Annotated in this window: 24 protein-coding genes; 13 read left to right on the top strand and 11 right to left on the bottom strand. The window is 70.2% G+C overall.

Annotated elements, in window-relative coordinates; translation table 11 throughout:
- Position 1: 1 nt before the first annotated feature.
- Genes lysA through LL648_RS39525 form a run of 3 tightly spaced genes read right to left on the bottom strand, consistent with a single transcriptional unit; the run spans position 2 to position 3,590 of the window.
- Positions 2 to 1,270 carry a diaminopimelate decarboxylase gene (lysA, locus tag LL648_RS39535; RefSeq protein ID WP_232668097.1) on the bottom strand — a complete coding sequence of 423 codons (1,269 nt, stop codon included), beginning with the start codon at positions 1,268 to 1,270 and terminating at the stop codon, positions 2 to 4.
- Positions 1,267 to 2,130 carry a universal stress protein gene (locus LL648_RS39530; protein ID WP_232668096.1) on the bottom strand — a complete coding sequence of 288 codons (864 nt, stop codon included), beginning with the start codon at positions 2,128 to 2,130 and terminating at the stop codon, positions 1,267 to 1,269. Before LL648_RS39530 ends, lysA begins: the two co-directional genes overlap by 4 nt.
- Positions 2,127 to 3,590: an amino acid permease gene (locus tag LL648_RS39525; protein WP_232668095.1), complete on the bottom strand. Its 1,464-nt coding sequence runs from the start codon at positions 3,588 to 3,590 to the stop codon at positions 2,127 to 2,129. Before LL648_RS39525 ends, LL648_RS39530 begins: the two co-directional genes overlap by 4 nt.
- Positions 3,591 to 3,810: 220 nt before the next feature.
- Between LL648_RS39525 and LL648_RS39520 the strand changes: the two genes are divergently transcribed.
- Positions 3,811 to 5,346 carry a PucR family transcriptional regulator gene (locus tag LL648_RS39520; protein WP_232668094.1) on the top strand — a complete coding sequence of 512 codons (1,536 nt, stop codon included), beginning with the start codon at positions 3,811 to 3,813 and terminating at the stop codon, positions 5,344 to 5,346.
- Between the two features lie 85 nt (positions 5,347 to 5,431).
- Entirely contained in the window at positions 5,432 to 6,268 is an 837-nt protein-coding gene (locus LL648_RS39515) for a fumarylacetoacetate hydrolase family protein (protein WP_232668093.1), read from the top strand.
- Positions 6,269 to 6,353: 85 nt separating this feature from the next.
- Here LL648_RS39515 and LL648_RS39510 read toward each other — a convergent pair whose 3' ends face one another.
- Positions 6,354 to 6,728, bottom strand: a complete 375-nt coding sequence (locus tag LL648_RS39510) for a DUF427 domain-containing protein (RefSeq protein WP_232668092.1) — start codon at positions 6,726 to 6,728, stop codon at positions 6,354 to 6,356.
- Positions 6,729 to 6,851: 123 nt separating this feature from the next.
- On the opposite strand from LL648_RS39510, the gene LL648_RS39505 reads away from it, so the two are divergent.
- Positions 6,852 to 8,210, top strand: coding sequence for a pyridoxal phosphate-dependent decarboxylase family protein (locus LL648_RS39505; protein WP_232668091.1), 1,359 nt, complete (start codon positions 6,852 to 6,854; stop codon positions 8,208 to 8,210).
- A 21-nt stretch (positions 8,211 to 8,231) separates the two neighbouring features.
- Here the strand turns inward: LL648_RS39505 and LL648_RS39500 are convergent, their stop codons facing one another.
- Positions 8,232 to 9,341 (bottom strand): DUF4328 domain-containing protein, encoded by a 1,110-nt coding sequence (locus tag LL648_RS39500; protein ID WP_232668090.1) that lies wholly within the window; start codon positions 9,339 to 9,341, stop codon positions 8,232 to 8,234.
- A 71-nt stretch (positions 9,342 to 9,412) separates the two neighbouring features.
- Complete coding sequence (locus LL648_RS39495) at positions 9,413 to 10,435, bottom strand: tetratricopeptide repeat protein (protein WP_232668089.1); 1,023 nt, start codon at positions 10,433 to 10,435, stop codon at positions 9,413 to 9,415.
- A 105-nt stretch (positions 10,436 to 10,540) separates the two neighbouring features.
- On the opposite strand from LL648_RS39495, the gene LL648_RS39490 reads away from it, so the two are divergent.
- A complete protein-coding gene (locus tag LL648_RS39490) occupies positions 10,541 to 11,563 on the top strand; it encodes a polyprenyl synthetase family protein (RefSeq protein WP_232668088.1) in 1,023 nt (340 codons plus the stop codon).
- A 10-nt stretch (positions 11,564 to 11,573) separates the two neighbouring features.
- Here the strand turns inward: LL648_RS39490 and LL648_RS39485 are convergent, their stop codons facing one another.
- The 3 genes from LL648_RS39485 to LL648_RS39475 all read right to left on the bottom strand — a co-directional run bounded on the left by LL648_RS39485 (position 11,574) and on the right by LL648_RS39475 (position 14,137).
- Entirely contained in the window at positions 11,574 to 12,656 is a 1,083-nt protein-coding gene (locus tag LL648_RS39485) for a Rieske 2Fe-2S domain-containing protein (protein ID WP_232668087.1), read from the bottom strand.
- Positions 12,657 to 12,806: 150 nt separating this feature from the next.
- Positions 12,807 to 13,226, bottom strand: coding sequence for an ester cyclase (locus tag LL648_RS39480; protein ID WP_232668086.1), 420 nt, complete (start codon positions 13,224 to 13,226; stop codon positions 12,807 to 12,809).
- Between the two features lie 26 nt (positions 13,227 to 13,252).
- Positions 13,253 to 14,137, bottom strand: coding sequence for an AraC family transcriptional regulator (locus LL648_RS39475; RefSeq protein ID WP_232668085.1), 885 nt, complete (start codon positions 14,135 to 14,137; stop codon positions 13,253 to 13,255).
- A 291-nt stretch (positions 14,138 to 14,428) separates the two neighbouring features.
- Here LL648_RS39475 and LL648_RS39470 point away from each other — a divergent pair, with 291 nt between their 5' ends.
- From LL648_RS39470 to LL648_RS39455, 4 genes are all read left to right on the top strand, one after another.
- Positions 14,429 to 15,100, top strand: coding sequence for a winged helix-turn-helix domain-containing protein (locus tag LL648_RS39470; RefSeq protein ID WP_232668084.1), 672 nt, complete (start codon positions 14,429 to 14,431; stop codon positions 15,098 to 15,100).
- Positions 15,101 to 15,213: 113 nt separating this feature from the next.
- The gene (locus tag LL648_RS39465) at positions 15,214 to 16,737 is read left to right on the top strand and encodes an ABC transporter substrate-binding protein (protein ID WP_232668083.1); all 1,524 of its coding nucleotides are present in this window, start codon (positions 15,214 to 15,216) and stop codon (positions 16,735 to 16,737) included.
- Between the two features lie 55 nt (positions 16,738 to 16,792).
- Positions 16,793 to 17,734 (top strand): carbohydrate ABC transporter permease, encoded by a 942-nt coding sequence (locus LL648_RS39460; RefSeq protein WP_232668082.1) that lies wholly within the window; start codon positions 16,793 to 16,795, stop codon positions 17,732 to 17,734.
- A 1-nt stretch (position 17,735) separates the two neighbouring features.
- On the top strand, positions 17,736 to 18,569 hold the full coding sequence (locus LL648_RS39455) for a carbohydrate ABC transporter permease (protein WP_232668081.1): 834 nt from the start codon (positions 17,736 to 17,738) through the stop codon (positions 18,567 to 18,569).
- Positions 18,570 to 18,630: 61 nt separating this feature from the next.
- On the opposite strand, the gene LL648_RS39450 is transcribed toward LL648_RS39455, so the two are convergent.
- Together LL648_RS39450 and LL648_RS39445 are read right to left on the bottom strand one after the other, a co-directional pair.
- Positions 18,631 to 20,034 carry an alpha-L-fucosidase gene (locus LL648_RS39450; protein ID WP_232668080.1) on the bottom strand — a complete coding sequence of 468 codons (1,404 nt, stop codon included), beginning with the start codon at positions 20,032 to 20,034 and terminating at the stop codon, positions 18,631 to 18,633.
- Between the two features lie 120 nt (positions 20,035 to 20,154).
- Positions 20,155 to 20,421 (bottom strand): hypothetical protein, encoded by a 267-nt coding sequence (locus LL648_RS39445; RefSeq protein WP_232668079.1) that lies wholly within the window; start codon positions 20,419 to 20,421, stop codon positions 20,155 to 20,157.
- A gap of 247 nt (positions 20,422 to 20,668) precedes the next feature.
- Between LL648_RS39445 and LL648_RS39440 the strand changes: the two genes are divergently transcribed.
- The 5 genes from LL648_RS39440 to LL648_RS39420 are packed head-to-tail and all read left to right on the top strand — an operon-like array spanning position 20,669 to position 26,041.
- Positions 20,669 to 21,106 (top strand): hypothetical protein, encoded by a 438-nt coding sequence (locus tag LL648_RS39440; protein ID WP_232668078.1) that lies wholly within the window; start codon positions 20,669 to 20,671, stop codon positions 21,104 to 21,106.
- Positions 21,090 to 22,001 (top strand): sulfate adenylyltransferase subunit CysD, encoded by a 912-nt coding sequence (gene cysD, locus LL648_RS39435; RefSeq protein WP_232668077.1) that lies wholly within the window; start codon positions 21,090 to 21,092, stop codon positions 21,999 to 22,001. The genes LL648_RS39440 and cysD overlap by 17 nt, the downstream gene beginning before the upstream one ends.
- A complete protein-coding gene (cysC, locus tag LL648_RS39430; RefSeq protein ID WP_232668076.1) occupies positions 22,001 to 23,827 on the top strand; it encodes an adenylyl-sulfate kinase in 1,827 nt (608 codons plus the stop codon). The genes cysD and cysC overlap by 1 nt, the downstream gene beginning before the upstream one ends.
- Before the next feature lie 13 nt (positions 23,828 to 23,840).
- Positions 23,841 to 24,713: a LysR substrate-binding domain-containing protein gene (locus LL648_RS39425; protein WP_232668075.1), complete on the top strand. Its 873-nt coding sequence runs from the start codon at positions 23,841 to 23,843 to the stop codon at positions 24,711 to 24,713.
- Positions 24,710 to 26,041, top strand: coding sequence for an FAD/NAD(P)-binding protein (locus LL648_RS39420; RefSeq protein WP_232668074.1), 1,332 nt, complete (start codon positions 24,710 to 24,712; stop codon positions 26,039 to 26,041). The genes LL648_RS39425 and LL648_RS39420 overlap by 4 nt, the downstream gene beginning before the upstream one ends.
- The last annotated feature ends 491 nt before the right edge of the window (positions 26,042 to 26,532 follow it).

Here is a 26,532-nt window from a genome sequence, read left to right as displayed (position 1 = left end):
GCTACGGCGGGACGTCCCGCGCCAGCAGGTCCTTCCACGTGTCGCGCCTGACCACGAGCCGGTGCGCGCCCGCGTCGGCGAACACGACGGGGATGCGGCGGGCGCCGTTGTAGGTGTTGGACATCGTGTAGCAGTACGCGCCGGTCGCCGGCACGGCGAGCAGGTCGCCGACCCGCGGCTCCCGCAGCGGGACGTCGGCGCTGAGCACGTCGCCCGACTCGCAGTGCCGCCCGACGACCGTCACCGGCTCGCCGCCGCCTACCCGGTCGGCGATGGTCGCCTCGAACCGCTGCCCCACCAGCGAGACCTCCAGGTTGTCGGCCATCCCGCCGTCGACCGCGACGAAGGTCGGCGTGCCACGCTTGATCGTCGTCACGGTGTAGACGGTGGTCGCGGCGGTGGCGACCATGCTGCGGCCGGGTTCGATCAGCACCCGCGCACCGGCCGGCAGGTGCTCACGGGCCGCGCCGATCAGCGCGTCGAGATAGGTGTCGAGATCCGGCGGGTGGTCGTCGTAGGTGTAGCGGGCGCCGAGCCCGCCGCCGAGGTCGTAGGTGCCGAAGTCGCCGAGCGCGGCCAGCGGCGCCACCGCGGCGGCCAGCTCGTCGGCCACCATGATCTGGGAGCCGACGTGGGTGTGCAGCCCGTCCATCCGCAGCCGCTCGCCGGCCTCGATCCGGGCGATCGCCTCCCGGGCCACCGCCGGGGAGAGCCCGAACTTCGAGCCCTCGTGGCCGGTCGCGTGCGCGGCGTGCGTGGACGCCTGCACGCCGGGGATGACCCGCACCAGGCAGCCCTGCGTCCGGCCCGGCCCGACGATCGACTCCAGGCGGTCGATGTCGTCGAAGTTGTCGACGACCACCGTCCCGACCCCGGACCGGACGGCCAGCTCCAGCTCCTCGCTGGTCTTGGCGTTGCCGTGCATCACGAGCGTGGCCGGGTCGGCGCCGGCCGCGAGCGCCCCGACGATCTCCCCGCCGCCGGCGACGTCGAGCCAGGTGCCCTCCTCGACGAGCGTGCGCTGCACCGCCGTGCACGGGAACGCCTTCGACGCGAAGACCACCTGGGAGTTCGGCCAGCGGCTGTGCAGCGCCTCGCGATAGGCGCGTGCCTTCCGCCGGATCGCGCCCTCGTCGACGACGAGCACCGGCGTGCCGTACGCGGCCGCCAGCTCGTCGAGCCGGCAGCCGCCGACGACGAGCATCCCGTCCTGGTCCTGCCGCGCCCCCTCCGGGAACAGGCCGAGCAGCTCGCTCACCCCGCCGCTCATGGCACCACCACGGTCGGCACCGGCGCGCAGCGGGCGATCTTGCTGGCGTTGGTGCCCATGAAGATCCGCCCGAGGCCGTGCCGGCTGGAGCCGACGACCAGCACCTCGCCGTCGGCCCAGTGCAGCGAGTCGAGCGCGTCCTCCCAGTGCGTGGCCGCGACCAGCTGGTACGTCGGCTCGACGGCCTGCGGGAGCTCGGCGACGGCCGCGCGCAGCGCTTCCTCGGCGTCGACGCGGACCTGCTGCTCGACGAGCTTCTCCGACTCGTACCCGACCAGCGACGGGTACATCTGCCGGTCCCTGACCAGCCCGGTGACGAGCCGCAGCGGCACCTCGTGCCGCAGCGCCAGTTCCAGCGCCGCGGCCACCGTCGAGTCCGAAGCGCCGGGCCCGACGTAACCGCACGTGATCCGCTGCAGCCGCACCTGCCGGGCCGGCCGGTAGCCGCGTGGCGCCAGCGCGACCGGCACCGGCGAGGTGTGCAGCAGGCTGCTGGTGACGCTGCCGAAGGCGAAGCGCCCCAGCGGCCCGCCGCGCGCCGAGCCGATGACGACCAGGCCGGCGTCCAGCTCCGCGACCAGCTCCAACGCACCCGCCGCCGGCGTGCGTGCCGAGCGGGCGAGGAACTCGGCGTCGACGTCCTCGCCGAGGAAGGCCCGTGCCTCCTCCAGCGCCGCGGCCGCGTGGCTGCTCAGGAACTCGGCGTACTCGACGTCGACCGCGGCCATCGACGGGTATCCCCAGGTCGCGGGCGTGATCGTGCAGACGCACAGCGAGGTCTTCCCGCCGGCGAAGAGCCGGGCGACCGCGAGCGCCGAGCGCCCACCGCTGTCCCGTGAGTAGGCGACGACGTACTTCATGACTTCTCGTCCCCCGACGACCCGACCGCCGGCTCGACCGCGAGGCGCGAGTGCGTGCGGCTGTAGAAGTAATAGAACGTGAACGCGATGAGCAGCCAGAGTGCGAACAGCAGGAACGTCTCCCACGGCAGCAGCACGATCAGGTAGACGCACGCCGCCACGCTCAGCAGCGGTATCACCGGGAAGAGCGGCACGCTGAACCCGCGCTTGGCGTCCGGCTGGCGCCTGCGCAGGACCATCACACCGATCGACACCACGGCGAACGCGACGAGCGTGCCCATGCTGGTGAGGTCGGTCAGGGTGCTGAGCGGCACGAACGCGCCCAGCAGCGCGATGAACAGACCGACGATGAGCGTGTTGCGCACCGGCGTCAGCGTGCGCGCGTTCACCTTGTGGAAGGTCTCGGGCAGCATGCCGTCGCGGGACATCGCGAACAGGATCCGCGTCTGCCCGTAGATGACCACCAGCGTCACGCTGAACAGCGAGAGCACTGCGCCGAGCGAGAGCACGAGCGACGGCCATCCGGTGCCGGTGACGTCGCGGAGGATGTCGGCGAGCCCGGCCTCCTGGCCTTCGAACAGCTGCCACTGCTGCGCACCGATGGCTGCGAGCGCCACCAGCACGTACAGCGTCGAGACGATCAGCAGTGCGGCCACGATCGCGCGCGGCAGATTGCGCTGCGGGTCCTTGACCTCCTCGCCGGCCGTCGACACCGCGTCGATGCCGATGAAGGAGAAGAAGATCGTCGCGGCCGCCGCGCCGATCCCGGCGACCCCGAACGGGGCGAAGTCGGCGAGGTTCGCGCTGTTGAACGCCGAGATGGCGATGAGGATGAACAGCACGAGGATGGCGATCTTGATCAGCACCATGATCGTGTTGACCAGCGCCGACTCACGCGAGCCGCGGACCAGCAGGATCACGCACAGCGCCACGAGGACGATCGCCGGGATGTTGACGATCCCGCCCTCACCCGGCGGTTGACTGATCGCGTCGGGCAGCTGGAAGCCGAAGAGGTCCAGGAAGACCTCGTTGAGGTACTGCCCCCAGCCGACCACGATCGCGCCGGCCGAAACCCCGTACTCGAGCAGCAGGCACCACCCCACGCCGTAGGCGACGATCTCGCCCAAGGTCGCGTAGGCGTAGGAGTACGACGATCCCGAGACGGGGATCGTCGAGGCCAGCTCCGCGTAGCAGAGCGCGGTGAGCGCAGCGGTGATCCCGGCGATCGCGAACGAGAGGATCACACCCGGCCCGGCCTTGGGCACCGCGGAGTTCATCACGATGAAGATGCCCGTGCCGATCGTCGCGCCGACCCCGAGCATCGTGAGCTGGAAGACCCCCATCGACCGCTTCAGCTCACCACCGTCGGACTTGGCGCCGGTCTCGGCGACGAAGGCGGCAACCGGTTTGCGGCGCATCAGCGCGGTTCGCAGGGGAGGGGGCGGCGGCGTTCCGGTCATGCGATCTCCCATCGCGTGGCGTCGGGCGATCAGGTTAAGTGGTATGGATCACACCGGGAAGGTGCCTGCGTGGCGATGTTCGAGTGTCGGGTGGGACATCGCGGCAGGCTGTAGAGACAGCACGAGCTGTGCTTCGCGCGACCGTTCAGCGGATGTTCGTCGCGTGTGCTCGTGTCACCATGAGACGTTCTGGTCAGGGCGACGAGCAGTCGGAGGTCGGATGCCTGTCACCCTCGGCGCGTTGCTGGCCCAGCCGGCGCTCGGGCTCACCGTGCTCGCCTGCGGCGAGATGGCGGGCCAGGAGGTGCGCTGGGTGCACGCGAGCGAGCTGGCCGACCCCACCCCGTACCTCGAGGGCGGCGAGCTGCTGCTCTCGGTCGGGATGTGGTTCGAGGCGGGCGCACTGGACGGTGTGGCGACCGCGTACGTGCAGCGGCTCATCGACGCCGGCGTCGCGGGGCTGGGCTTCGGGGTCGGCATCCAGCACGCGATGGTCCCCGACGAGCTGGTCGTCGCGGCCGCCGAACGCGGGCTGCCGTTGCTGCAGGTGCCGGAGAAGACCCCGTTCATCACGATCAGCCGCACCGTCTGGGAGGCGCTCGCCGCCGACCAATACGCCGAGGTGACCCGCATCGCGCAGGCCCAGCAGGAGCTGACCAGGGCGGCGGTCGCGGCCGGCCCGGCCGGGCTGGTGCGGCGGATCGCCGAGCGGCTCGACGGCTGGGCGCTGCTCCTGGACGCCGCGGGCACCGTCGAGCACGCGTTCCCGGCCGGCGCCGCGCGGCGCGGCGGCTGGCTCGCGACCGAGTTGGAGCGCTTCCGCGACCTCAGCACGCCGGTCAGCGCCACGCTGTCGGTCGACGGCGACCAGATCGTCGTCCAGTCGCTGCGGATCGGCCGTCGCAACGGCGGTTTCCTCGCCGTCGGCAGCACCCAGCGGCTCGGCCAGGAGCAGCGCAACGTCCTGAACACGGCCGTCTCGCTGCTGACGCTCATGCTGGCGCAGTCGACCGCGCTGCAAACCGCGGAGTCGCACCTGCGCACGACGATCTTCGACCTGCTGGTCAGCGGCGACGCCGAGCGGGCGGCCAAGCTGGCCGACGACCTGTGGGGCGGGCTGCCGCGGGAGCCGGTGCGGTTGTTGCTGGTCGCGGGGGAGCCGCGGTGCCGCGACGACCTCTCCGAGATCGTCGCGGCCGCCGCGGCGACTGCGGGGGAGCGGGTGTTCCGGGCCGAGGTCGGCGAGCGGCTGGCGATCGTGCACTCCGCGGGCGGGCGGATGCGCCAGCGGGTGCTGACCGCGGCCGCCGCGTCGGAGGAGCTGGTCGTTGGCGAGTCGAGCGAGGCCACGATCGTCGAGCTGCACCGCGCGTCCCGCGAGGCCGAGCAGGCGCTCGAAGCGGGGCAGCGCACCGGCCGGGGCTACACCGCCTTCGCCGACATCGGCGCGGCCGGCCTGCTGAGCCTGCTGGCCACGCCGTCGGCCGTGGCGTTCGCGGAGTCGCTGCTGCGGCCGTTGATCGAGCACGACGCGACCGGCCGGGGCGACCTGCTGCGCTCGCTGGGCACCTGGCTGGAGCACAACGCCGAGTGGGACGCCGCCGCCGCGGCACTCGGGGTGCACCGGCACACGCTGCGCCACCGCATCCGGCGCGTCGAGACGTTGCTCGCGCGCGATCTCGGGCTCACGGCCGTGCGGGTCGAGCTGTGGGCCGGGATCCGGCTGCTCGCGGCGTCGCGGGTGCCGGGCGACTGACCTCTCCCATACACATCGATCAGGTACGGTGTCCCCGATCAGACATCGGATGTCTGCCGTGCCGGATTGCAGGAGGGAACGCTCGATGAAGCTCGCGCGACTGGGGGAGATCGGGCACGAGATCCCCGTCCTGATCGACGGCGACCGCCACCTCGACCTGAGCGGCGTGATCAGCGACATCGACGCGACGACGCTCGCGCTCGACCTGCCGGCGCTCGTCGCGGCCGCAGACCTGCCCGAGCTCGCCGGCGCGGCCGAGATGCGCATCGGCGCCCCGATCGCCCGCCCGAGCGCGATCATCTGCATCGGCATGAACTACGCGGCGCACGCCGCCGAATCGGGCTCCGCCCCGCCGAGCACGCCGATCGTCTTCCTCAAGACCCCCAACACCGTCGGCGGCCCGAACGACCCGGTGGACGTCCCGCGCAAGAGCGAGAAGACCGACTGGGAGGTCGAGCTCGGCGTCGTCATCGGCGAGCGCGCGCTCTACCTCGACTCGCCCGCAGACTCGCGCAAGCACGTCGCCGGCTACCTCGTCGCCAACGACCTCTCGGAGCGCACGTTCCAGATCGAGGAATCGGGTGGGCAGTGGAGCAAGGGCAAGTCGGCGCCGGGCTTCAGCCCGCTCGGCCCGTGGCTCGTCACCGCCGACGAGGTGGACCCGTCGAACCTGCGCCTGCGCAGCTGGGTCAACGGCGAGCCGCGGCAGGACTCCTCGACGGCCGACCTGATCTTCGACGTCGACTTCCTGATCTGGCACCTGAGCCAGTACATGGCGCTGGAGACCGGCGACGTCGTGCTCACCGGCACCCCCGAAGGCGTCGCGCTCTCGGGCCGGTTCCCCTACATCTCCGCCGGTGACGTCGTCGAGATCGAGATCGAGGGCCTCGGGCGGCAGCGGCAGGTGTTCGGCCAGGCCTGACCGCCGACTTCCCCACCGTTTTGGGCACATGCGCGCCATTTCGGCGCGCATCCACCCAAAACGGTGGGGAACTTCGGGGCCGTGCTCAGCTGACGTCGATGGAGTCGACGCGGTCCGGGTAGAACGCCACGTGGTCCTTGATCTCGGCCACCGCGTCGTGCGGCGTCTCGTACGTCCAGATCGCGTTTGCCGAGCGGTCGCCACCGGCCGGGATGCTGTAGTAGGACGCTTCGCCCTTGTACGGGCACCAGCTCGTGTGCTCGGTGCGCTCGATCAGCGTGGTGTCGACGTCCTGACGCGGGATGTAGACGACACCGGGGTAGGACGCCTCACGCAGCAGCACGGCGTTGCTCGAGTCGGCGACGACCTTGCCGGCGACCGTGACGACGACCCGTGACGGGTTCGGTTCGATCGTGATGGGGTGGTCCGGTCCGGGCACGATTACCTGCCTGTCAGCCATGTCCATGCCAACCCCGCCGCGTCCGGGGCTGTTCCCCGGAATGTGCGCGGCGGACAGTTGGCGCAGGCAGAGGCGCCGTCGCGGCCATTGCCGCAGCCCGACGCCGCTGCCAACGTTCCGGCCATGCACAGCGTCGACGCCACCACCGAGCAGATGATCCGGTCCGTCCTCGCGTACGCGGAGAACCGGCTGCGGCTCGACCCCGTTCCCCTCGATCAGGGCCCGCGCGATGCGGCCGACCTCGCCCGGGCCACGCGCGGCCTGCTCTCCGCGGAGGGCACCAACGCCGACCAGGTGCTGGGGGTCTACACCTCGATGCTCGCCCCCACCGTCATCTCGGCCGACAGCCCGCGCTTCCTCGGGTTCATCCCCGCCGCGCCGACGAAGGCCGCGCTCCTGTTCGACATGCTCGTCTCCTGCGCGTCGATCCAGGGGATCTCGTGGCTGGAGGCCGCCGGCGCCGTGCACGCGGAGAACGAGGTGCTGCGGCTGATCGCCGACAAGGCCGGGCTGCCCGACACCGCGGGCGGGTGCTTCGTGTCCGGTGGGTCGGCGGCGAACCTCTCGGCGCTGGTGGTGGCCCGGGAGATGGCGAAGAAGAAGGTGGGCGCCGACGGGCGGCGGTGGCGGGCCGCCGTCGGCTCCGACGCGCACTCGTCGATCGTGAACACGTTGAAGATCCTCGAGATGGACGCGCTCACGGTGCCGACCGACGACCACCAGCTCACCGGCGAGGCGTTGCGCGCGGCGATCGACGCCGACGGCGACCCGTCCTCGATCGCGGTCGTCGTGGCAACCTCGGGAACGACCAACGCCGGCATCGTCGACGACCTCGCCGGGATCGCCGCCGTCGCCCGCGAGCACGACCTGTGGTTCCACGTCGACGGCGCCTACGGCGGCGGCGGGCTGTTCGCGCCCTCGGTGCGGCACAAGTACAACGGGATCGAGCACGCCGACTCGTTCATCGTCGACCCGCACAAGTGGCTGTTCGCGCCCTTCGACTGCGCCGCGCTGATCTACCGCGACCCGCAGAAGGCCCGCGGCGTGCACACGCAGGACGCCTCCTACCTCGACGTCATCCACGACCGCCCGGCCGAGTGGAACCCGACCGACTACGCCTACCACCTCACCAGGAGGGCCCGCGGCCTGCCGCTGTGGTTCTCGCTGGCCGTGCACGGCGTCGCGGCCTATACCGACGCCGTCGAGACCGCGTTGCAGCTGGCCCGCGACACCGCCGACGAGATCCGGGGCCGGGCGAACCTGGAGCTGATCCGTGAACCCGACCTCGGCGTCGTCCTCTTCCGGCGCCTGGGTTGGGAGCCGGCGCAGTACACGGCATGGGCCGACCAGCTGCTCGCCGACCAGGTGGCCTTCATCCCCCCGTCGGCGTGGGAAGGCGAGACGGTGGCCCGCTTCGCCTTCCTGCACCCGCACACGTCCATGGACCTGGTGCGGGAGGTCCTGGACCGGATGGACGGGTGACGGCGAGGTCGTGAGCGGCCCCTATTGCGAGATCCGTTCGAGCCGTCGGAGTGCCCATGCCGTGGCGAGCAGTGTCGCGAGCACGAGGCCCGCGACGAGCTGATCGGCGACCAGGAGCGGCACGGTCGCGACGGCCTTGACGTCGATGCCGACGAAGATGCAGAGGGCCGCAGTCAACCGTGTGGCGTAGCGGTGTGGCTCGCGGGCGAACCTGACGAGCAGCGCCGCGAGGCAGGCGGCCTGGGCGAAGAGGAAGAACGAGCCCATGAAGGGAATCGCGGCGAAAGCGGCGCCCGTCGGCCCTTGTGCGCTCCAGGCGAGCGCGACCGTGATCAAGGACAGTCCTGCGGCAGCTGTCGAGAGGGTCGGGACGGCGCACATGGCCAGCGTGAGGACAGGCCACGAGCGGCCACCATCGGCAGGGCCCTTTTCGGAGGTGTCCGGCTCGGGACGACGCACTTCGATCCGCCGGACGATGACGGCCAGCAGGACCGCGGCGCTGAGGACGAGCAGGACCTCGACCGTGTAGAAGATGCTGCCCACCAGCTCGCTGGTGACCCCGACGACGAGCTTGTCCACGAAGGCGGCACTCTCCTCGATGAGGAACGTCGTCGCGCTCCGGGCAGCGCTGACGAGGAACGCGCCGATCAGGCACGCCCGCCAAGCCCGAACGATCAATGGTCCTGCGCCTGGGCGGGCGGCCCACAGGTCGTCGACGATCCGCCGCGACCACCAGAGGTTGGCGAACGGGACGGCCAGGCCGCCGATCGCGAAGCGGCGGGAGAGCCGGAACCGGTGATGCGGGGCGAGCGTTGCAGCGTCGTCCCGGACCCTGGCGACCCACACCATCATCACCGCTGTGGCTGCGACGACGACGTACGGCAGCAGGGTGAGGGCAAGGTCCCATCGCGGAGCCGAAGCAACGGCGTCGGCGAAGGGCCCGGTATCCACCGAGGCGCCGTTCTCAGAGACACCCACACCCGGGCGGATGCTCGCGCGCACCGCGGCGTACTGAGCCCAAGCGGTGACGACCGCCGGCACCATCAACAGCGCCGCAACCATGGCGAGCGCCGCGGTGCCGCGCCCCCACCAGGTGGCCCGCAGCCGGACGTGCTCCAGCGATTTCTGCATGGGTCGCTCCTGTGATGGTGATGTGGACACAGGTGTTGACCAAAGAACCGGCGCGTTGGTTGGGGGCGGACCTACATCTCGTCCGTCGGCTGCCGCGCGACGAACCGGATGAAGACGACGAGGAGCACGCCGAGCACGGCCATGACGCCGAGGGAGAACCAGCCGAGCCCGGTGACCGCCGCCCCCAGCTGGAGCAGCAGGCCCAGCCCGACGGCGCCCAGCGTGAGGCGGTAGCCGGGCTCCGAGCGGGCGATCGTGAGGACGGCCGTCCGGTTCACGGAGCGGAGCGCTCGCGACACCCACCACGCGAGCGGGATCACGTCGAGGACGGACAGCGTCGCGAGGATGTGCACGACCGGTCCAGGGCTGCTGACGCCGCCGAACACCAGGACGACGGTTGCGCCGACGAGCAGCGTCACCACGTGCAGGAGCACGTGGCGCCACATCAGCCTGGTGAGGTTCTCCGCGACGAGCGGCTCGCGGGGATCCATCGAACCGGCCTCGACCATCCCGCGCAGCGCCGGGCCGATCCGCAGCATCGTCGAGTCGAGCGCGGCCAGGTTGTGGCGCGCGCCGAAGTGGGTCGGGTCGACGCGCAGGGCTTCGTGGTAGGCCAGCCGCGCGATGCGCCACTTCTTGAGGTCCGCGGCGACGTCGCCGACGAGCACGTGGTGATCGGCGTCGTCCGGGTCGAGCTCGACCGCCTGCCGCGCGGCGGGCAGGGCCCGCGCGTGCTGACCGGCGCGGTTCAGCACGAACGCGTGGTGCGCGTGGGCCTCCGCCGAGTCGGGGTCGCGCGCCACCGTCTGCTCCGACCGCAGCACGGCCTCGTCGTGCTTGCCCAGCCAGGACAGGTGGGTGGTGTAGAGCCGGAAGGCCCACTCGTGGTCGGGGGCGGCGGCCAGCGCGGCGCCGGCGGCGGCCAGCCCTTCCTCGTAGCGGTCGACCGCGAGCAGGGTCGCCGACAGCTCGGCGAGGAGGCCGGAGTCGCCCGGCTCGGCGGCGAGAGCCTCCCTCGCCAGCCGCTCGGCGTCGTCGAACCGGCGGAGCTCGCGCAGGTGCTCCACCCGCTCCGCGGCCTGTTCCGGCGTCACGGTTTGAGTATGTCCGGCGCCCGCGTTGCAACAGGGGCCGAGGTGCAACACCTGCGGTTCACCGTGCGTGTTCACATCAGCTGCGTGCTCCGCTGTCCTTGAAAGGTGACGACTTCGGTCTCGGCGGATGTGATCCTGGAAGCGACGCGGGCGAGCGTGACGGCGAGCATGCGGGCCGGGTCGGCGGCGCTGCTGCCCCGGATGCGGCTGGTCGGCGGGTATCACCTGTGCTGGTGGGACGAGCACGGCGAGGAGCTGGTCGGCGGGGCTGGGAAGGGCATCCGGTCGGCGCTGCTGCTGGCCACGACGAGGGCGCTCGGCGGCGATGAGGAGGAGGCGCTCGCGCCGGCTGCCGCGGTCGAGTTCCTGCACAACTTCACGTTGCTGCACGACGACGTCATGGACCGCGACACGGTGCGCAGGCACCGGCCGACGGCGTGGACCGTGTTCGGTGAGACCGACGCGATCCTCAGCGGCGACGCGCTGTTCGCGTTGTCGCTCCGGCTGGTCGCCGAGAGCGGGCACCCGGCCGCGCCCACAGCTGTCGCCCTGCTCGCCGACTGCGCGATCGAGGCGGCCGAGGGGGAGAGCCTCGACTGCTCGTTCCCGGACCGCGCAGAGATCAGCCTCGCCGAGTGCCTGGCCATGGTCCAGCTCAAGACCGGGGCCCTCCTCGGCTGCACGTGCGCGCTCGGCGCCCTCTACGCCGGCGCGGGCCGGCAGACCATCGCCGACATGGACGCGTTCGGCCGCAACCTCGGCCTCGCCTTCCAGCTCGTCGACGACCTGATCGGCATCTGGGGCGATCCCGCGAAATCGGGCAAGGGTGTCGGCGCCGACCTGGTTGCGGGCAAGAAGTCCGTCCCGATCGTGGTGGCGCTCGCCGCGGGCAACCGCGAGGCGGCGCAGCTGCGGACGCTGCTCGGATCCGGCAACCCGCTCACCGCCGCCGACGTCCGCCGCGCCACGGAACTGATCGAGGCCGCCGGCGCGCGGGAGTGGGTGCAGTCGGAGGCCGCCCGCTACGCCGCGCTGGCCGGCGACCACCTCGTGGCCGCGGTGCCCGATCCGGGTCGGACGGGCGAGCTGCGGGCGCTGGCCGAGCTGGTGACCAACCGCGCCTGGTGAGGCGCGCCCGCTACCGACCGGTCTCGGAGGGCGTGCGCGGCCGGTCCACCCGCTGCTTGCGCTGCCCGTTCACGGCCTCCGGCGGCGGGTAGAACTGGGCGGCCCAGTGCCGGTAACGACCGATCGGGCCGTCGCCGGACGCCAGCCGCGACGGCTGCTGGTACTTCTTGTGGGTCCAGATCGGGACGTCCTTCATGATGTCGGCGTGGAGTCCGCGGGTGACCAGCCGGGCCAGCACGTTCGCGAGCCGGATCCGGATCGCGCGGGGTAGCCACGACGGCCGCGTGAGCGAGCACCTCGTGCCGATCCGGATGTGGGTCAGCCACGGCTCGACCGGCGCGAGCATCCCCCAAGCCCGGACCTCGATCCCGAAGCGGTGGAACGCCAGCACGCCCATCGCGCACCCCAGCCCGCCGAGGCTGCTGTTCTGCTCGAGGGTGAAGCTGCCGATGATCGGCACCTCCCGCTTCGCCCAGAACTGGAAGGTCGCGACGGGACCGGCGAAGTCCGGCGGGCCGGTCTCCTCGACGCTGTCGACGCCGTGCACCGGGATGAGGTGCTGGTAGTCGGCGACGTTCTCCAGGATCTCCTGGGGATGGGAGTGGATGGCGAAGGCCAGCACCTGGACCGAACCGCTGCCGGGGTCGGGGAACGACGGGAACTCCCAGGTCGGCGGCTCGCCGGCGTGGTGGCGCCAGACCATCACGAAACCGTCGATCTCCCGGACGGGGAAGTGGCGCAGCGGTGCGCGCGGCGCCGGCCCGTACGGGACGTGCACGCAGGTGCCGCCCGGATCGAAGGTGAAGTTGTGGAACGGGCAGACGAGGTTGTCCCCGTCCACCTTGCCGCCGACGCCGAGGTGCGCCCCGAGGTGCGGGCAGTACGCGTCCACGGCCTGGACGGCGCCGTCGTCGGTGCGGTAGAGCACGAGGTCGCGGCCGGCCAGGCGTCGTGTGACGAGGTGGCCGACCCGCACCTCACCCGTCAGCGCCACGCAGAACCAGCCGTCCGGGTACGGCAACGGCGGATCGTCGGTGTAGGCCAAGGACACCTGCGGGACGACGCCGCGGACGGGGATCTTCGAGCGCTTCATCGGTGCCCCTTCGGTGGAGGACCGCTGCGGGGCAGAGGATCCACAGCGGTCACCGCCGAGCCAACCCGCAGCGCTGGCCGGACGGGAGTCGCGCCGCCTCCACCTGTTGTTTCAGGTGGGCTGCTGTTGCACTCCAGGACCGATCGGGCGTCAAACGGGCAGTGCGCCGAGCTGGCGCATCATGCGCAGGTCGTCGGAGACGAAGTCGGCACGCGTGATGCGCCCGCCCACGATCCGGTACATCGCGACGATCGAGTAGTTCACACGCTTCCCGGTGGGCTCGACACCGCGGATCGGCCCGCGATGGGTGCCGGTCACCGTGTACAGCGCCCAGACGTCGTCGTCGTGGCACACGATCCGCTCGATGCGGTGGTGCAGGTCCGGGAACGCGTCGATGAATGTGGTCATGAACGACTTGTACGCGGGCCAGCTCGGCTCGATCCCGAACCGTTCGAGCACCGCGAAACTGCAGTCGTCGGCGTAGAACCCCCACAACTCGTCGAGATCGCGGGCCTCGTACGTGTCCAGGAACCGGCGGAGGAAGCGCTCTGCGGTGTCGTGAGCCGTCACGATCACCGTTCTACCCGACGTCAACCTCACGAGTCGGTGGCGGGAAGCTCGACGTCGGCGCCGGGGACGAAGCGGCGTTGACCGCCGAGGTAGGTGCCGATCGGGGCACCACGATCGTCCATCGTGACGGGCGCGGAGCGCTCGGCGTCGGTACGGATCGAGCGTGGCGGGACGCCGAACTCCAGCCGGCAGGCGCGGTTGAAGGCCTGGATGTCGGGAATCCCCACCGCCGACGCGACGGAGGTGATCGACATGGTCGACGAGGCCAGCAGGTGCCGGGCCCGCAGCAGCCGCTGGCGGCGGATGTAGGCGACCACGGTCAGGCCGGTCGTCGCCCGGAACTGGCGGGTCAGGTGGTTGTGCGACACCCCCGCGGCCGCCGCGACCAATGGAACGCGGATCGGCTCGGTGAGGTGCGCGGCGATGAAGGCGATGGCATCGGTCACCGTGTCCGTCGGGCTCGGCCGGGAGAGCTGGGGATCGGCGATCCTGCAGAGCACGGACCAGACGTCCGCCTCCACCCGGGACCGGTCCGACACCGGGGCGGTCACGGCGTGCCGCAGGAGCTCGTCCAGCCAGACCGTCTGCTCGCCGGCGTGCTGGAGCACCGGGAACGTTCGCGGGTTTGCCCGGCTACGTGGGCGGAAGTGCACGTAGATGTGCTCGGAGCGGCCCTGGAAGCGTTGCTCGACGGCGCTTCCGGCCGGCCAGACGCTCACCGACCCCGGCTTGATCGTCAACGGGTGACCGTCGATCGATGCCTCGCAGGAGTAGCGGTACAGGTGGAGCTGCCACAGGTGGGGCAGGCTCCACGCCGCGTGGGCGAGGTGGACCCCGTGGACGGAGTTCCCGATCTGGACGACCTCGACCGGCTCGTCGAGACCGAGCTCGGCGCTCGGTGGCCCCGTCATGGCGCAAAGCTATCAGGCGGGGTGATTTTTCACCAGTGATCCGGTGTATGCCGTGTGGTTCCGCGCCCCTTCCTTCTTTAGTGTTTATGACCAACCTGCAGGACGTTCTGCGGGGCGGCGGGCAGGTCCGTGCAGTTCACGGCGATCCTGCCACGCGAGGAAGGAAGATCAGATGAGCATCGACGGCCATCGCGCGGGACGTCGGCCTCGTGGTGGGCCCCGAGATCCGCGTCCAAATTTTGCGAGCCTTTCACTAGCGTGGTCCCGGCGGATGCGCGATCGGGGCCGGGAATGTTGAGCATCGAGACCCGCAAGGACATTGCTCGGCGTCTGCTCGCGGAGCATCCGACCTGGTCCTCCCGGCGAATCGCGCTGGAGGCCCAGTTGGCTCCGCGGACGGTCGAGAAGATGCGCGACCGCGCGGTGGACCAATCGCGGCGCGAGAGCGCGAACGGGCGGATGCGGCCGTTGGACCCGACGATCGGCCGCCGCCGCGCGTTGAACCTCCTCACCGAGGATCCGGAGATATCGCTGCGTGAAGCGGCCCGTCGCCTCGGGATCTCGCCCAACACGGTGGGTGAGGTCCGCAAGCGCCTTCGTCGGGGCGAGGACGCTACTGCGCCACAGCTGGTCACCGATCACCCCGGGGCCGGCGCCGATGCCGCGAAGATGAACCCTGCGGACATCGCGGAGTTCCGCGATCTGGTTCGCCTCCTCCGTGGTGATCCGATCTTGCGGCACACCGATGCGGGCCGGCTCCTGATCTCGTTGCTGGCGAGGACGGTCGCGGTCGGCGAACACCGTGCCGACGTGGCGAACGCCCTTCCGGACTACTTCCTCGACTTCGGGGCCCGCGCGGTTCGACTAGCGGCCCGGGAGCTGATGGCCGTCGCCGCCGAAATCGACGAGCGTGCTCGCCGAATGGCGGATTCCCGATATCGGTCGCCGGCCGCAGGACAATGACGGATGTCGACGCAGCAGCAGATTGACGACACATGCGTGGCGTCTTCTGGGTCGAAGAAATACCTGACGCCCAACTCTGACCGTTCGTGCGTCTTGGGGTGTCGGATGTCCGCATGTCGAGCCTTGTGCAGATGGGTATCCATCCGACGTATTCGCTGCTAGCGTCCGGCGAGCCGGTGAAGAGATGGCTCCGTGAACGCACGCGGTGTAAGAGGCCGCGCTGGGACATTCATCCGATCGAGGCCGCACAACGTGTTCGACGAATCAAATTCAGACAGCAAGGATGGCCGATGACGACTGTTTCTGCTTCACGACCGCCGTTCCGGCGCGTCGCTGTCATGTCCGCGGTGCTGCTTGCCGTATCGGCCGGGATCGCGGGTTGCGCCGGTGGCGGGAGCGATGGGCAGACGGTGCTGCGTGTGCAGTTCGAACAGGGTGAGACGAGCAGCGCGGCGGCGCAAGCATTCGCCGAGGGCTTCGAGGCGGCGAACCCGAACGTCGAGATCAAGCTCGAGTCCGTCAGCAGCGAAGCGAAGACCACGACGAACTCCACCGTGTTGACCAGCGGCAACCCACCGGACGTCGGCCTGCTGCCCTCGAACGGAGCGACATTCGGGGCACTCGCCGCGAAGGGAGCCATCCTCGACCTCGCCGACGTGTGGAAGGCCGCCGACCTCGACAAGAGGTATGCGGAATCGGTGAACCAGGCGAACCTCTACAACGGCAAGCACTACAGCCTGATCACCGATTCCTGCCTCTACAGCATCGTCTACTACAACAAGGCGTTGTTCGAGAAGGCCGGGCTGACCGCCCCGGCCGACCACCGGATCACCTCGCCGGACCAGCTCTACCAGATGGCCGCGGGGCTGCGGAAGATCGGCGTCCAGCCACTGGCGTTCGCCGGGAAGTCCGGCTCCGCCCAGCCGACCTGGATGATCGACGCGTTGTTGCCGACGGCGGCCACGCCGGAACAGATGACCAACTACCTCCAATCATGGCAAGCCGACGCCTCGGTGACGGCCCGCTACACGGACGACCCGTTCAACAAGACCCTGGGTGCGCTCGCCGACTACGCGAAGAACGGCGTTTACCAGGAGGGCTTCCTCGGCACCGACAAGACGGCGACGGAGTCCGCATTCGCGACCGGCTCGGCCGGCATGGCGCTCGGCGGGCACTGGACTGCGGGAACGCTCCGGGACGACGGAGCTCCGTTCGATTTCGGGTGGATGCTGCTGCCGCCGGTCGACTCGACCCGCACCGCCCAGCTGACCGGCTGCTACATCGGCACGATGGTGATTCCCGCCGGTGCGCAGAACCAGGAACTGGCGAAGAAGTACCTCGAGCACATGGTGAGCAACGAGGCCCAGCGGGATGCCGTCGTCAAGGCGGCGCACGGGTTGCCCGCCGTTACCGGCCTTCCCGATTCGGCGTTCGACGAGACCGACCCGATCGTCAAGGAAATGCTCGAGGACATCAGGAAGAACGGCACGCAGAGCGGCTGGACCAGCACGGTCCCCGGTTCTCTCGGCCAGTCGTTCAGCTCGCCGTTGGTCCTGTCCATGTACGCAGGTGAAACCACTCCCGACGCGATCGGCGCGCAGGTGCAGGCGCAGTTGGACAAGGTGCGGGGACGTTGATCGACTTCCCGGCAGGACGGAGCGTTAGATGAACAGTGATCGCCGGAGCTCCGGGGTGGGCGTGCAGACCCGCCCACCGTTCGAAGGGGAGCCGCCCGGAATCGCCCCGCGCGAGCGGAAGACGGCTCGGCTGGGGCGGCACCTTCCCCTGATCGCCGTCGCGCCCGCCGCACTCGCGATCCTCGCGGTCTTCGGGTACCCGACCTTCGACGGCATCAGGCTGAGCTTCTCCGACTGGCTCGGCTTCGGCGAGCCCGATTGGGTCGGGGCCGCCAACTACGTCAGCGCGTTGAGCAGTCCCGACATGTGGCACAGCTTGTGGGTGACCCTGGTGTTCTCGGTCGGCACTTCCTTCGGGATCGTGGCGATCGGTTCCGTACTGGCGGCCACCATCAGCATGGGCGCACCGGGCTCCAAGTTCTACCGCGTGGTCTGGTACCTGCCGTCGATCGCACCGGGAACAGCCGTCGCGGTTCTGTGGTCGACCGGCTTCCAGCCGGACTTCGGATTCGTGAACGGCGTGCTGGGTGCTCTTGGTCTCGGCGACAACCACGCCTGGCTCGCCGACTCGTCGACCGCCATCTTCCCGACCATCTTCGTATCCATCTGGAGCGGTGTCGGGTTCTCGTTCCTGCTCCTGCTCGGCGCCATGGAGCAGATCCCGGTGAGCGTCTACGAAGCAGCGGGGCTCGACGGAGCCAGCGACACCCAGAAGTTCTTCCACATCACGATTCCGATGATCAGACCCGTCCTGGTGACCTGCTCTCTCCTGCAGTTCATCTGGGCGGCCAACGGGTTCGCGATGTTGTGGGGCATGACCCAGGGCGGACCGGGAACGGCCACCCAGACTCTGCCGCTGCTCGTTTACACCAAGGCTTTCGGCCTGGCCGAGTACGGCGTGGCGAGTGCCATGGCGGTGATCAGCGGCGTGCTTCTCCTCGGCGTCGGGATAGTCAGCCTCCGGCTGAGCCGCTCGCAGCAGGCAGGGGGACTCTGAAATGCGATTCATCCCGGCGATCGTCAAGAACGCCTTTCTGATCTTCTGGACGCTGCTCGCAGTCGGACCGTTCCTGCTGATCGTGCTGCTCTCGTTCCGGGACAACGTCGGAATCTTCGGCAACGCGCTCGGACTGACGGGCAGCCTGCACCCGGAGAACTACTCCGAAGCGTGGGCCGGCCCGGTCGGCTCGGCGGGGATGGGGGTGTTCCTCGGCAACTCGGCCGTTGTCTTCGTGGTCGCGCTCCTGGTCAACATCGTGCTCGGATCCATCGGCTCGTACTTCTCCACGAGATTGTCCTCGCGGATGCGTGCCGCCTACTTGGGCATCTTCCTGGCAGCCACCGTGGTCCCGTTCGTGCTGATCCTCATCCCGCTGTACCGGATGGTGAACGCGTTCGGGTTCGTGAGCAATCCCGTTGCCTTGGGCGTGCTCTACGGCGTCATGGCGTTGCCGACCACCGTGTTGATCATGAGTGCGTTCTTCGCCGACTTCCCGCGGGAGGTCGTCGAGGCCGCCTACGTCGACGGGCTCACCGAGTTCACGGCGTTCTGGAGGATCGTGCTGCCGCTGTCGAAGGGCACGCTCGTCACCGTCTCGCTCCTGCTCGCGATCTGGACCTGGAGCGAGGCGCAGATCGCCATCGTGATGCTGCAGGACGCGTCGAGCCAGACAGCGGCCGTCGGTGTGCTGGGCTTCAAGGGGCAGTTCACCACGAACTACGGGTCGCTCTTCGCGGGCCTGAGCATCGCGGCGATCCCCGTCGTCGTGCTCTACCTGGTGTTCAACAAGTACATCACGAAGGGGATCGCCCTCGGCGGCATCTCCAAGTGACGGCCTGCCGGACCGCGGCGGCGTCGAGGGCCTTGCCGGCCTTCGGCGCCGCCGCGGTGCGTCAGTAGACCGCCAGCTCGCTGAGGGCGGGACCGGCGGCCGCGGTGATCCGCAACCTCAAGGCCGTCGTCTCGATCGGCGTGGTGAGGCGGATGAGGCGGGACATGCCGATCGACGTGGCAGCCGCCGTCTCGGTCCAGGCCCCGTCCGCCCAGGCGTCCAGGGCGACGCGGTCGACGCGCTGGCCCAGGTGGACCGCCTCACGCAGGCGGACCACGGAGACGACGGTCGGTCGGCCGAACTCGATCGCGAGATGCGGCTCGTGGACGTCGTCGGCGGTGGCCCAGTACGTCTTGGGGTCGCCGTCGACGAGGTGGCCGGGCGCGAACCCCGGTCCGCGGCAGTCGGAGGCGCTGATCATCGCGTCCGCAGCGAGGTCCGTCTCGAACAACGCGCGACGCTGCGCGGTGAAGGTCCGCAGCACGTCCACGTCGCGGGGATCGAGCCGCCCATCAGGGCCCGGTGGCAGCCCGAGCAACAGCACGGCCCCGCGTCCCACCGAACTGAAATACACGTCCATGAGCTTTTCGGGACCCATCGGCGACTCGTGCTCGTGCCAGAACCAACCCGGGCGGATGGAGACGTCGCATTCCGCAGGCATCCACCTGTCGGCTCCGCGTTGCCCGACGGGCGCCACCGCGATGTCGATCGCGCCGGGAGCCGGCTCACGGCCCTCCAGCCCGACGGGGCAGTAGGTCGCCCAGCACGTCTCGCCGGCGATCCCGTCCTCGTTCCCCACCCAACGGACATCCGGGCCGACATCGCTGAAGATGACGGCCTCCGGCTGGAGCGAGCGGACGAGCTCCCAGTTGGTCGGCCATCCGTAGTAGGTGGTCACGTCGACGTGGCGCTGCTCGTTCGCGCCGCCGTAGTGCCCGTCGCCGCCGTTCGCGCCGTCGCACCACACCTCGAACAGGGGTCCGTAGCCGGTGAGCAGCTCGCGGAGCTGGGTGCGGTAGATCTCCAAGTACTCCGGCCGACCGTAGTCGGGGTTGTTGCGGTCCCACGGCGAGAGGTAAATGCCGAACTGGACGTCGTGCCGCTTGCAGGCGGCCGCGAATTCTGCGACGACGTCACCACCGCCGGCCCGCCACGGGCTGTTCTTCACGGAATGTTCGGTGGTCGCCGTCGGCCAGAGGCAGAAACCGTCGTGGTGCTTGGCGGTGAGGATGATCCCCTTCATGTCGGCAGCGGCGAGTTCGCGCACGGTCTCGTCGGCGTCGAACTCCGTCGGCTCGAAGATCTCGGGCTCTTCGTCGCCGTACCCCCATTCGCACCCGGTGAACGTGTTCGTCGTGAAATGGACGAAGGCGGTCGTCTCCAGCGCGTGCCAGCGCAGCTGAGGCGCAGTCGGTACAGGTCCGAACGGGGTCGGGGGTGCGGTCGCAGAAGCGTCCTCGGGCAACAGAACTCCCACAGTAGGAACAGGTGAGGCCGGCGCGAGGCCGGTTTGCCCGATCGTATGGCCCCGCGCCGCCTTCGCCGAGGGCGTGACGGCATGTTCAGATGGTTAGCCCGTCGATGTTCAGCGATCCGCCGGCTGCATCGGGATCGGGGGCACCTCCGGAATCGGATTGTCGGCGGTCTGCCGGAGTGCCTTGTTCACGGCCTCGCACCAGATCTGCTCGCGCAGGTGCTCGGGATTCCACCAACGCATCAGTTCGACGTTCCCGCAGTCGGGGCACACCAGAGCGCGCTCGGACTCCACGATCTGCGGAGATCTGTCGGTGACAGGGCCCACCCGGCCGCAGAAACAAACCTCCTGCATCACAACTCCGTCCTGAACCTGCATGCGTCGATTACGGCTGGAATCCAGTATCGGATCGAGCGGTCGGCGCGGACAGGGCGTCGATGAGCAATGCGAGCATGAATTGTTCACGTGCGCCGTGGTGCGGGCCTCACCTGCACGCGAACGGTGTACGGCGTTGGGCCATTCGCGCAGGAAGCACCTGTGCAACTAACGGAGTGCGTCGAGTCGGTTGCGACCACCCGTCCACGGCGTCGGCCCACCATCGATCCGACCGACCCGGGGAGGACTGGTGGGTATTGCCAGCGATACGCGTGACAGACAGCTCTGTCCGCACGATGTCGACGGTCAGCTCTCCTGGTGCGGGCGTTGCCTGCAGACCGTGACCCTCGATCTGCTCTCGCTGCCGGCTCTGTACCGCGACTGCGAGGCACGCCTGTCCGTCCAGGCGGACAACGAGGCGATGCTGACGTGCACGCGCATCATCGGAGTTCTTTCGTCGTGGTGCGCGCTCGTCTTCTGCGAACGCGGCGAGATCAGCCCCGGTGAGCTCGTCGTGGAGAACATGGCCGTGTTCCTCGACATGAACCTCGGCTGGCTCGCCGCACACGGCCGCGCCGAGGAGTTCGGGATCGCGATCCAGGAAATCGCCGGAAGGTCCTGCACCCGGCCGGCCGCAGAAGGTCTGGTTCCCGCAGAGAGGACGTTCCTCCGTGTCGACCACGTATGAGCTCACGCATCTCCAGGCGCTCGAAGCCGAAGCGGTGCACATCTTCCGGGAGGTTGTCGCGACGTCACCGCGGCCCGTGCTGCTGTTCTCCGGCGGCAAGGACTCGGTGGTGATGCTCAACCTCGCGCTGAAGGCGTTCTGGCCGGCCCCGTTGCCGTTCCCGGTGATGCACATCGACACCGGCCACAACTTCGACGAGGTCATCGAGTACCGCGATGCGGTGGTCGACCGGCTCGGCGTCCGGCTGGTCGTCAGCAGCGTGCAGGACGACATCGACAGCGGTCGTGTCGTCGAGGAGTCCGGGGTCGGCGCGAGCCGCAACAGGCTGCAGACCGCCGCGCTCCTGCGCGGTATCGCGGACCACGGTTTCGGTGCGGTGTTCGGCGGTGCCCGCCGCGACGAGGAGAAGGCCCGCGCGAAGGAGCGGGTGTTCAGCTTCCGCGACGAGTACGGCCGGTGGGACCCCCGCAACCAGCGGCCGGAACTGTGGAACCTCTACAACGGGCGGCACCGCAAGGGCGAGCACATCCGCGTGTTCCCGCTGTCGAACTGGACCGAGCTCGACATCTGGCGCTACATCCGCGACGAGGCCATCGAGCTGCCGTCGATCTACTACGCGCACCGGCGGTCCGTGGTGGCGCGCGACGGGATGCTCCTGGCGAACACCCGGTTCCTGACGCTCTCGGAGCACGAGGAACCGGTGCAGATGCGCGTGCGGTTCCGCACGGTCGGCGATGCGACGTGCACCGGTTGCGTCGAGTCCGACGCCAGGACCCCGGACGAGGTGGTCGACGAGATCGCCGCCACCCGGGTCACCGAACGCGGCGCCACCCGCGCCGACGATCGGATCTCCGAAGCCGGCATGGAGGACCGCAAGAAGGAGGGGTACTTCTGATGGGGCCACTACTGCGCATCGCCACGGCCGGCAGCGTCGACGACGGCAAGTCGACCCTGATCGGGCGCCTGATGTACGACACGAAGACGATCTTCACCGATCAGCTGGCCGCCCTCGAGCGCGCCAGCAGCGAGCGCGGTGAGGCGGCGCCGAACCTGGCGCTGCTGACCGATGGCCTGCGCATGGAGCGCGAGCAGGGCATCACCATCGACGTCGCGTACCGCTACTTCGCCACGCCGCGCCGGACGTTCATCATCGCCGACACCCCGGGCCACGTGCAGTACACGCGGAACATGGTCACCGGCGCCTCCACCGCCGACCTCGCGCTGATCCTGATCGACGCGCGCAAGGGTGTGCTGGAGCAGTCGCGCCGGCACGCTTTCATCGCGAGCCTGCTCGGCATCCCGCACCTCGTGGTCTGCGTCAACAAGATGGATCTCGTCGACTGGTCGAAGGAGCGGTTCGACGAGGTCCGCGAGGAGTTCCGCCGCTTCTCCTTGAAGCTGGACGTGCAGGACCTCTCGTTCATCCCGATCTCCGCGCTCCACGGCGACAACGTGGTCGGCCGCAGCGCCGAAAGCGCCTGGTACGAGGGCTCGTCGCTGCTGCACCACCTGGAGGAGGTGCACGTCGGCTCCGACCAGAACCTGGTCGACGCCCGGCTCCCGGTGCAGTACGTCGTGCGGCCGCACCAGGACTTCCGGGGCTACGCGGGCACGATGGCCGGCGGGGTCCTCAGGCCGGGTGACGAGGTCGCGGTGCTGCCCTCCGGCTGCACGTCGAGGATCGCCAGGATCTGGGGTCCCGGCGGGGTGCCCGTGCAGGACGCGTTCCCCCCGCAGACGGTCACCGTCGAGCTGGACGACCACATCGACGTCGGCCGCGGCGACCTGATCTGCCGCCCGAACAACCGGCCGCACGTCGGGCAGGACCTCGACGCGACGGTCTGCTGGCTGAGCGACCGCTCGACGCTCACCCCGGGCGCCACCTACCTGGTGAAGCACACGTCGCAGCTGGTGCGGACCTCGGTCGAGCACCTCAACTACCGCCTGGACGTCAACACGCTGCACCGCGACGAGTCCGCGGGCTCGCTGACGTTCAACGAGATCGGGCGGATCCGGCTGCGCACGCAGGAACCGCTGCACTACGACCCGTACAAACGCAACCGGGGCACCGGGAGCTTCGTGCTCGTCGACGAGGTCACCAACAACACCGTCGGCGCTGGCATGATCATCGGCCCCGCTGCGCAGCAGCCGGCCGACGTCGTGTGGCACGCACCGGCCGTCAGCCGCGATCAGCGGGCGACCCGGGGCTGCACCGTCTGGATCACCGGGCTCTCCGGCGCCGGCAAGTCGAGTGTGGCGGCCGAGCTGGAACGACGGCTCGTCGCGGCCGGCCGGCCCGCCTACCTGCTCGACGGCGACAACCTGCGCCACGACCTGAACTCCGACCTCGGCTTCGGCCGGGCCGACCGGGCCGAGAACGTGCGACGCACCGGTGCGGTCGCGAAGCTCTTCGCGGACTCCGGCGCAGTGGCGATCGTGTCGCTGGTCAGCCCGTACCGGCAGGATCGCGACGCGGTCCGGGCCGCGCACGCCGCGGCGGGCATCGACTTCGTCGAGATCTTCCTGGACACCCCGCTGGCGGTGTGCGAGTCGCGCGACCCCAAGGGCCTCTACGCCCGCGCCCGCGCCGGGGCCATCCGCGGCTTCACCGGCATCGACGACGCCTACGAGGCACCGCTCGACCCGGATCTCGTGCTGCGGCCCTCCGACGGGGACCCGGCGGCCCTCGCCTCCGCCGTACTCGCGCGACTCGACCGATGACGGCAGGTGCACCATGTTCCACGATCTGCAGATCAACCGGCTCCGAGCGCTGGTGACCGTCGTCGACCTGGGCGGCTTTCGGCGGGCGGCGGAGGCGCTGCACGTCACCCAGCCCGCTGTGAGCCAGCAGATCCGCCAGCTCAGCACGCTGGTGAAGGCGCCCATCTTCCTGTCGACGGGGCGTGATCTCCAGCTGAGCCAGCAGGGCAACGAGCTGCTCGGGTACGCCAGGCGGATCGTCGCGCTCAACGACGAGGCGGTCGGCCGGTTCCTGCCGCCGTCCGGGACGGTCCGGTTCTCCCTCGGGGTGGGCGACCAGCTCGCCGAGGCGTTGCCGGAGATCCTCGGTCTGCTGGCGAACGCGATGCCGAACGCGCAGGTGAGCGTCCGGACGGGGCCGAGCGAGTCGTTGGAGAGCCAGCTCGTCTCCCGCCGGCTCGACCTGGGGCTCCTGCTGCAGTCACGGCCGTCCGCGTCGACGGCGACGAGCATCGAGCTCGGCCGGATCAAGATGGACTGGTTCGGGCAGCCGGCGCACTCCGACGGCAGCGTCCTCCCGCTGACCCTCTTCACCGAGCCGAACACGCTGCGCGGCCGGATCCTGGACGTGTTCGACGCCTCCGCCGTGCCGTGGCGGGTCGGCTACGAGGGCTCCGAGCTGATCGGCCTGCGGGCCGCCACGAAGGCCGGGCTGGGGGTGTCGTGCCTGGTGGCGAACGGCGACGAGCTCTGGGGTCTGCCGAAGACCGAGCGTGAGCTGCCGCCGCCGCCCGGGCCGCTGCCGGTGATCATGGCCGTGTCGCCGGGGGTCTCGAGCCCGCAGATCGTCCGGGTGGCCAGGCGAACGCTGCAGAGCGCGCTGCGCGGCTATCCGTTCGTCGAATGAGCAGCGCCCGGATCGTGATCGTGGGGGCCGGTGCGGCCGGCGCCCTGGTGACGGTGCGGCTGGCCGAGGCCGCGACGGGTGCCGAGGTGGTGCTGGTGGACCCGTGCGCCGACGCCGGTCGCGGGGTGGCCTATGCGACCGGCGATCCGGCGCACCTGCTCAACACACCGGCGGGGCGGATGAGCGCGCATCCGGCCGATCCCGACCACTTCGTGGGCTGGGCGTCGCGGCATTTCGGACGGATCGTGGGGGCCGGGGAGTTCCTGCCGCGCGGGGACTTCGGCATGTACCTGGGAGAGGTCCTGGGTGGTGCCATCGGGGTGCGCCGGGTCCGGTCCCGGGCGGTCGGCGTCGAGGCCCGCCGGCTCCTGCTCTCCGACGGCTCCACGATGGCGTTCGACGCGGCTGTGTTCGCTTTCGGCGCCTATCCGCTCGACAGCGGGTGGGCTCCGGTGGCTGTGCGGAAGCACCCGCGGTTCGTCGCGAACCCGTGGGCGCCCGGGGCGTTGAGCGCCGTCCCGGAGGCCGGCGACGTGCTGCTCGTCGGCACCGGGCTGACCATGGCGGACGTCGCCATCACTCTGGACCGGCCCGGCCGGACCGTGCACGCCGTGTCGCGCAGCGGGCTGCTGCCGCGGGTGCATGTGCCAGTGGCGTCGGCGCGGCAGTCGCTGCCGGCCGTCCTACCCGCGGACCTCGACTCACTGCGGCGGCTCTACCTGCAGCGATTGCGGGCCGGCCGCGACTGGCGGGCCGCCGTGGACGGTCTTCGTCCGGTCACGGCGCAGCTGTGGCAGGGGCTCTCGACGGCCGACCGGGCCCGCTTCCTGCGCGAGGACCTGCGGCACTGGGAGGTGCGCCGCCACCGGATGGCCCCGGCGACCGCCGCGCGGCTGTACCGGATGCGCGCCGCGGGCCGGCTGCGGCTGTACGCGGGCGAGGTGCTCGACGCGTCCGCGGACCTGCGCGTCGTGCTCTCGGGCGGCCAACGGATCGCGGTGGGCGCCGTGATCGGGTGCACCGGCACCGCGACCGACCTGAGCGCGGTGCACGACCCGCTGCTGCGCTCGATGTTCGACGCCGGGCTCGCCAGGCGCGGACCCTGCGGCCTGGGCCTCGACACCGCCGCCGACGGCCGCCTCCTGCCCACCGCGGCCCCGCTGTGGACGCTCGGCGCGATGCGCAAAGGGAACCTGTGGGAGACAACCGCCTTCCCGGAGATCCGAGAGCAGGCCACGACCGTGGCCGCGGCGGTGGCCGAGCACGTCGCCCGCGCGGCCGTGCGCGAGTCGGGGCCGGGCTGCGCGCGAGTCGGGGTGGACGGGTGAGTCGTCACTTCCGGCACGGTGAGTCGACGCTTTCAGCACGGTGAGTCGACACCTGGGGCACGGTGAGTCGACGCTTTCAGCACGGTGAGTCGACACCTTCGGCGCGGCGAGTCCCACGTCTCGGCGCGCGAGTCCCACGTTTCGGCGCGCGAGTGGCGCGTTTGAGTGGGTGGAGGTGGGTTCTCGACGTAGCTCGTTGGGTGGGTTCGTGGCGGGTGGTCTCGCGGCAGTGGTCTTGTTGGTCTTGGTGGTCGCGGTTTTTAAGTGCGCCCTCGCCGGGCGGGCAGATCTCCGGGATGGTTGGGTCGTGCCATCCCGTCGACCTCTCTGGGGATACCACACGGCCGCCCGTGGGCGGAGCTTTGGGCTTCCCCCCTGAGCACGGACACCTCGTCTGAGGTGGCCTCGGCCACCAGCAAGGATGTCCTCGTGCCTGCTCCTCATCCTCCGGAGTTCCGTCAGCGTGCTGTCGAGCTGGCCCGACAGCGGGC

The sequence above is a fragment of the Pseudonocardia sp. TRM90224 genome (assembly GCF_021245725.1).
In the GTDB taxonomy this organism is placed as follows: domain Bacteria; phylum Actinomycetota; class Actinomycetes; order Mycobacteriales; family Pseudonocardiaceae; genus Pseudonocardia.
Note: the sequence above shows the minus strand (reverse complement) of the source record. Positions and strands in the feature narration are given on the sequence as shown.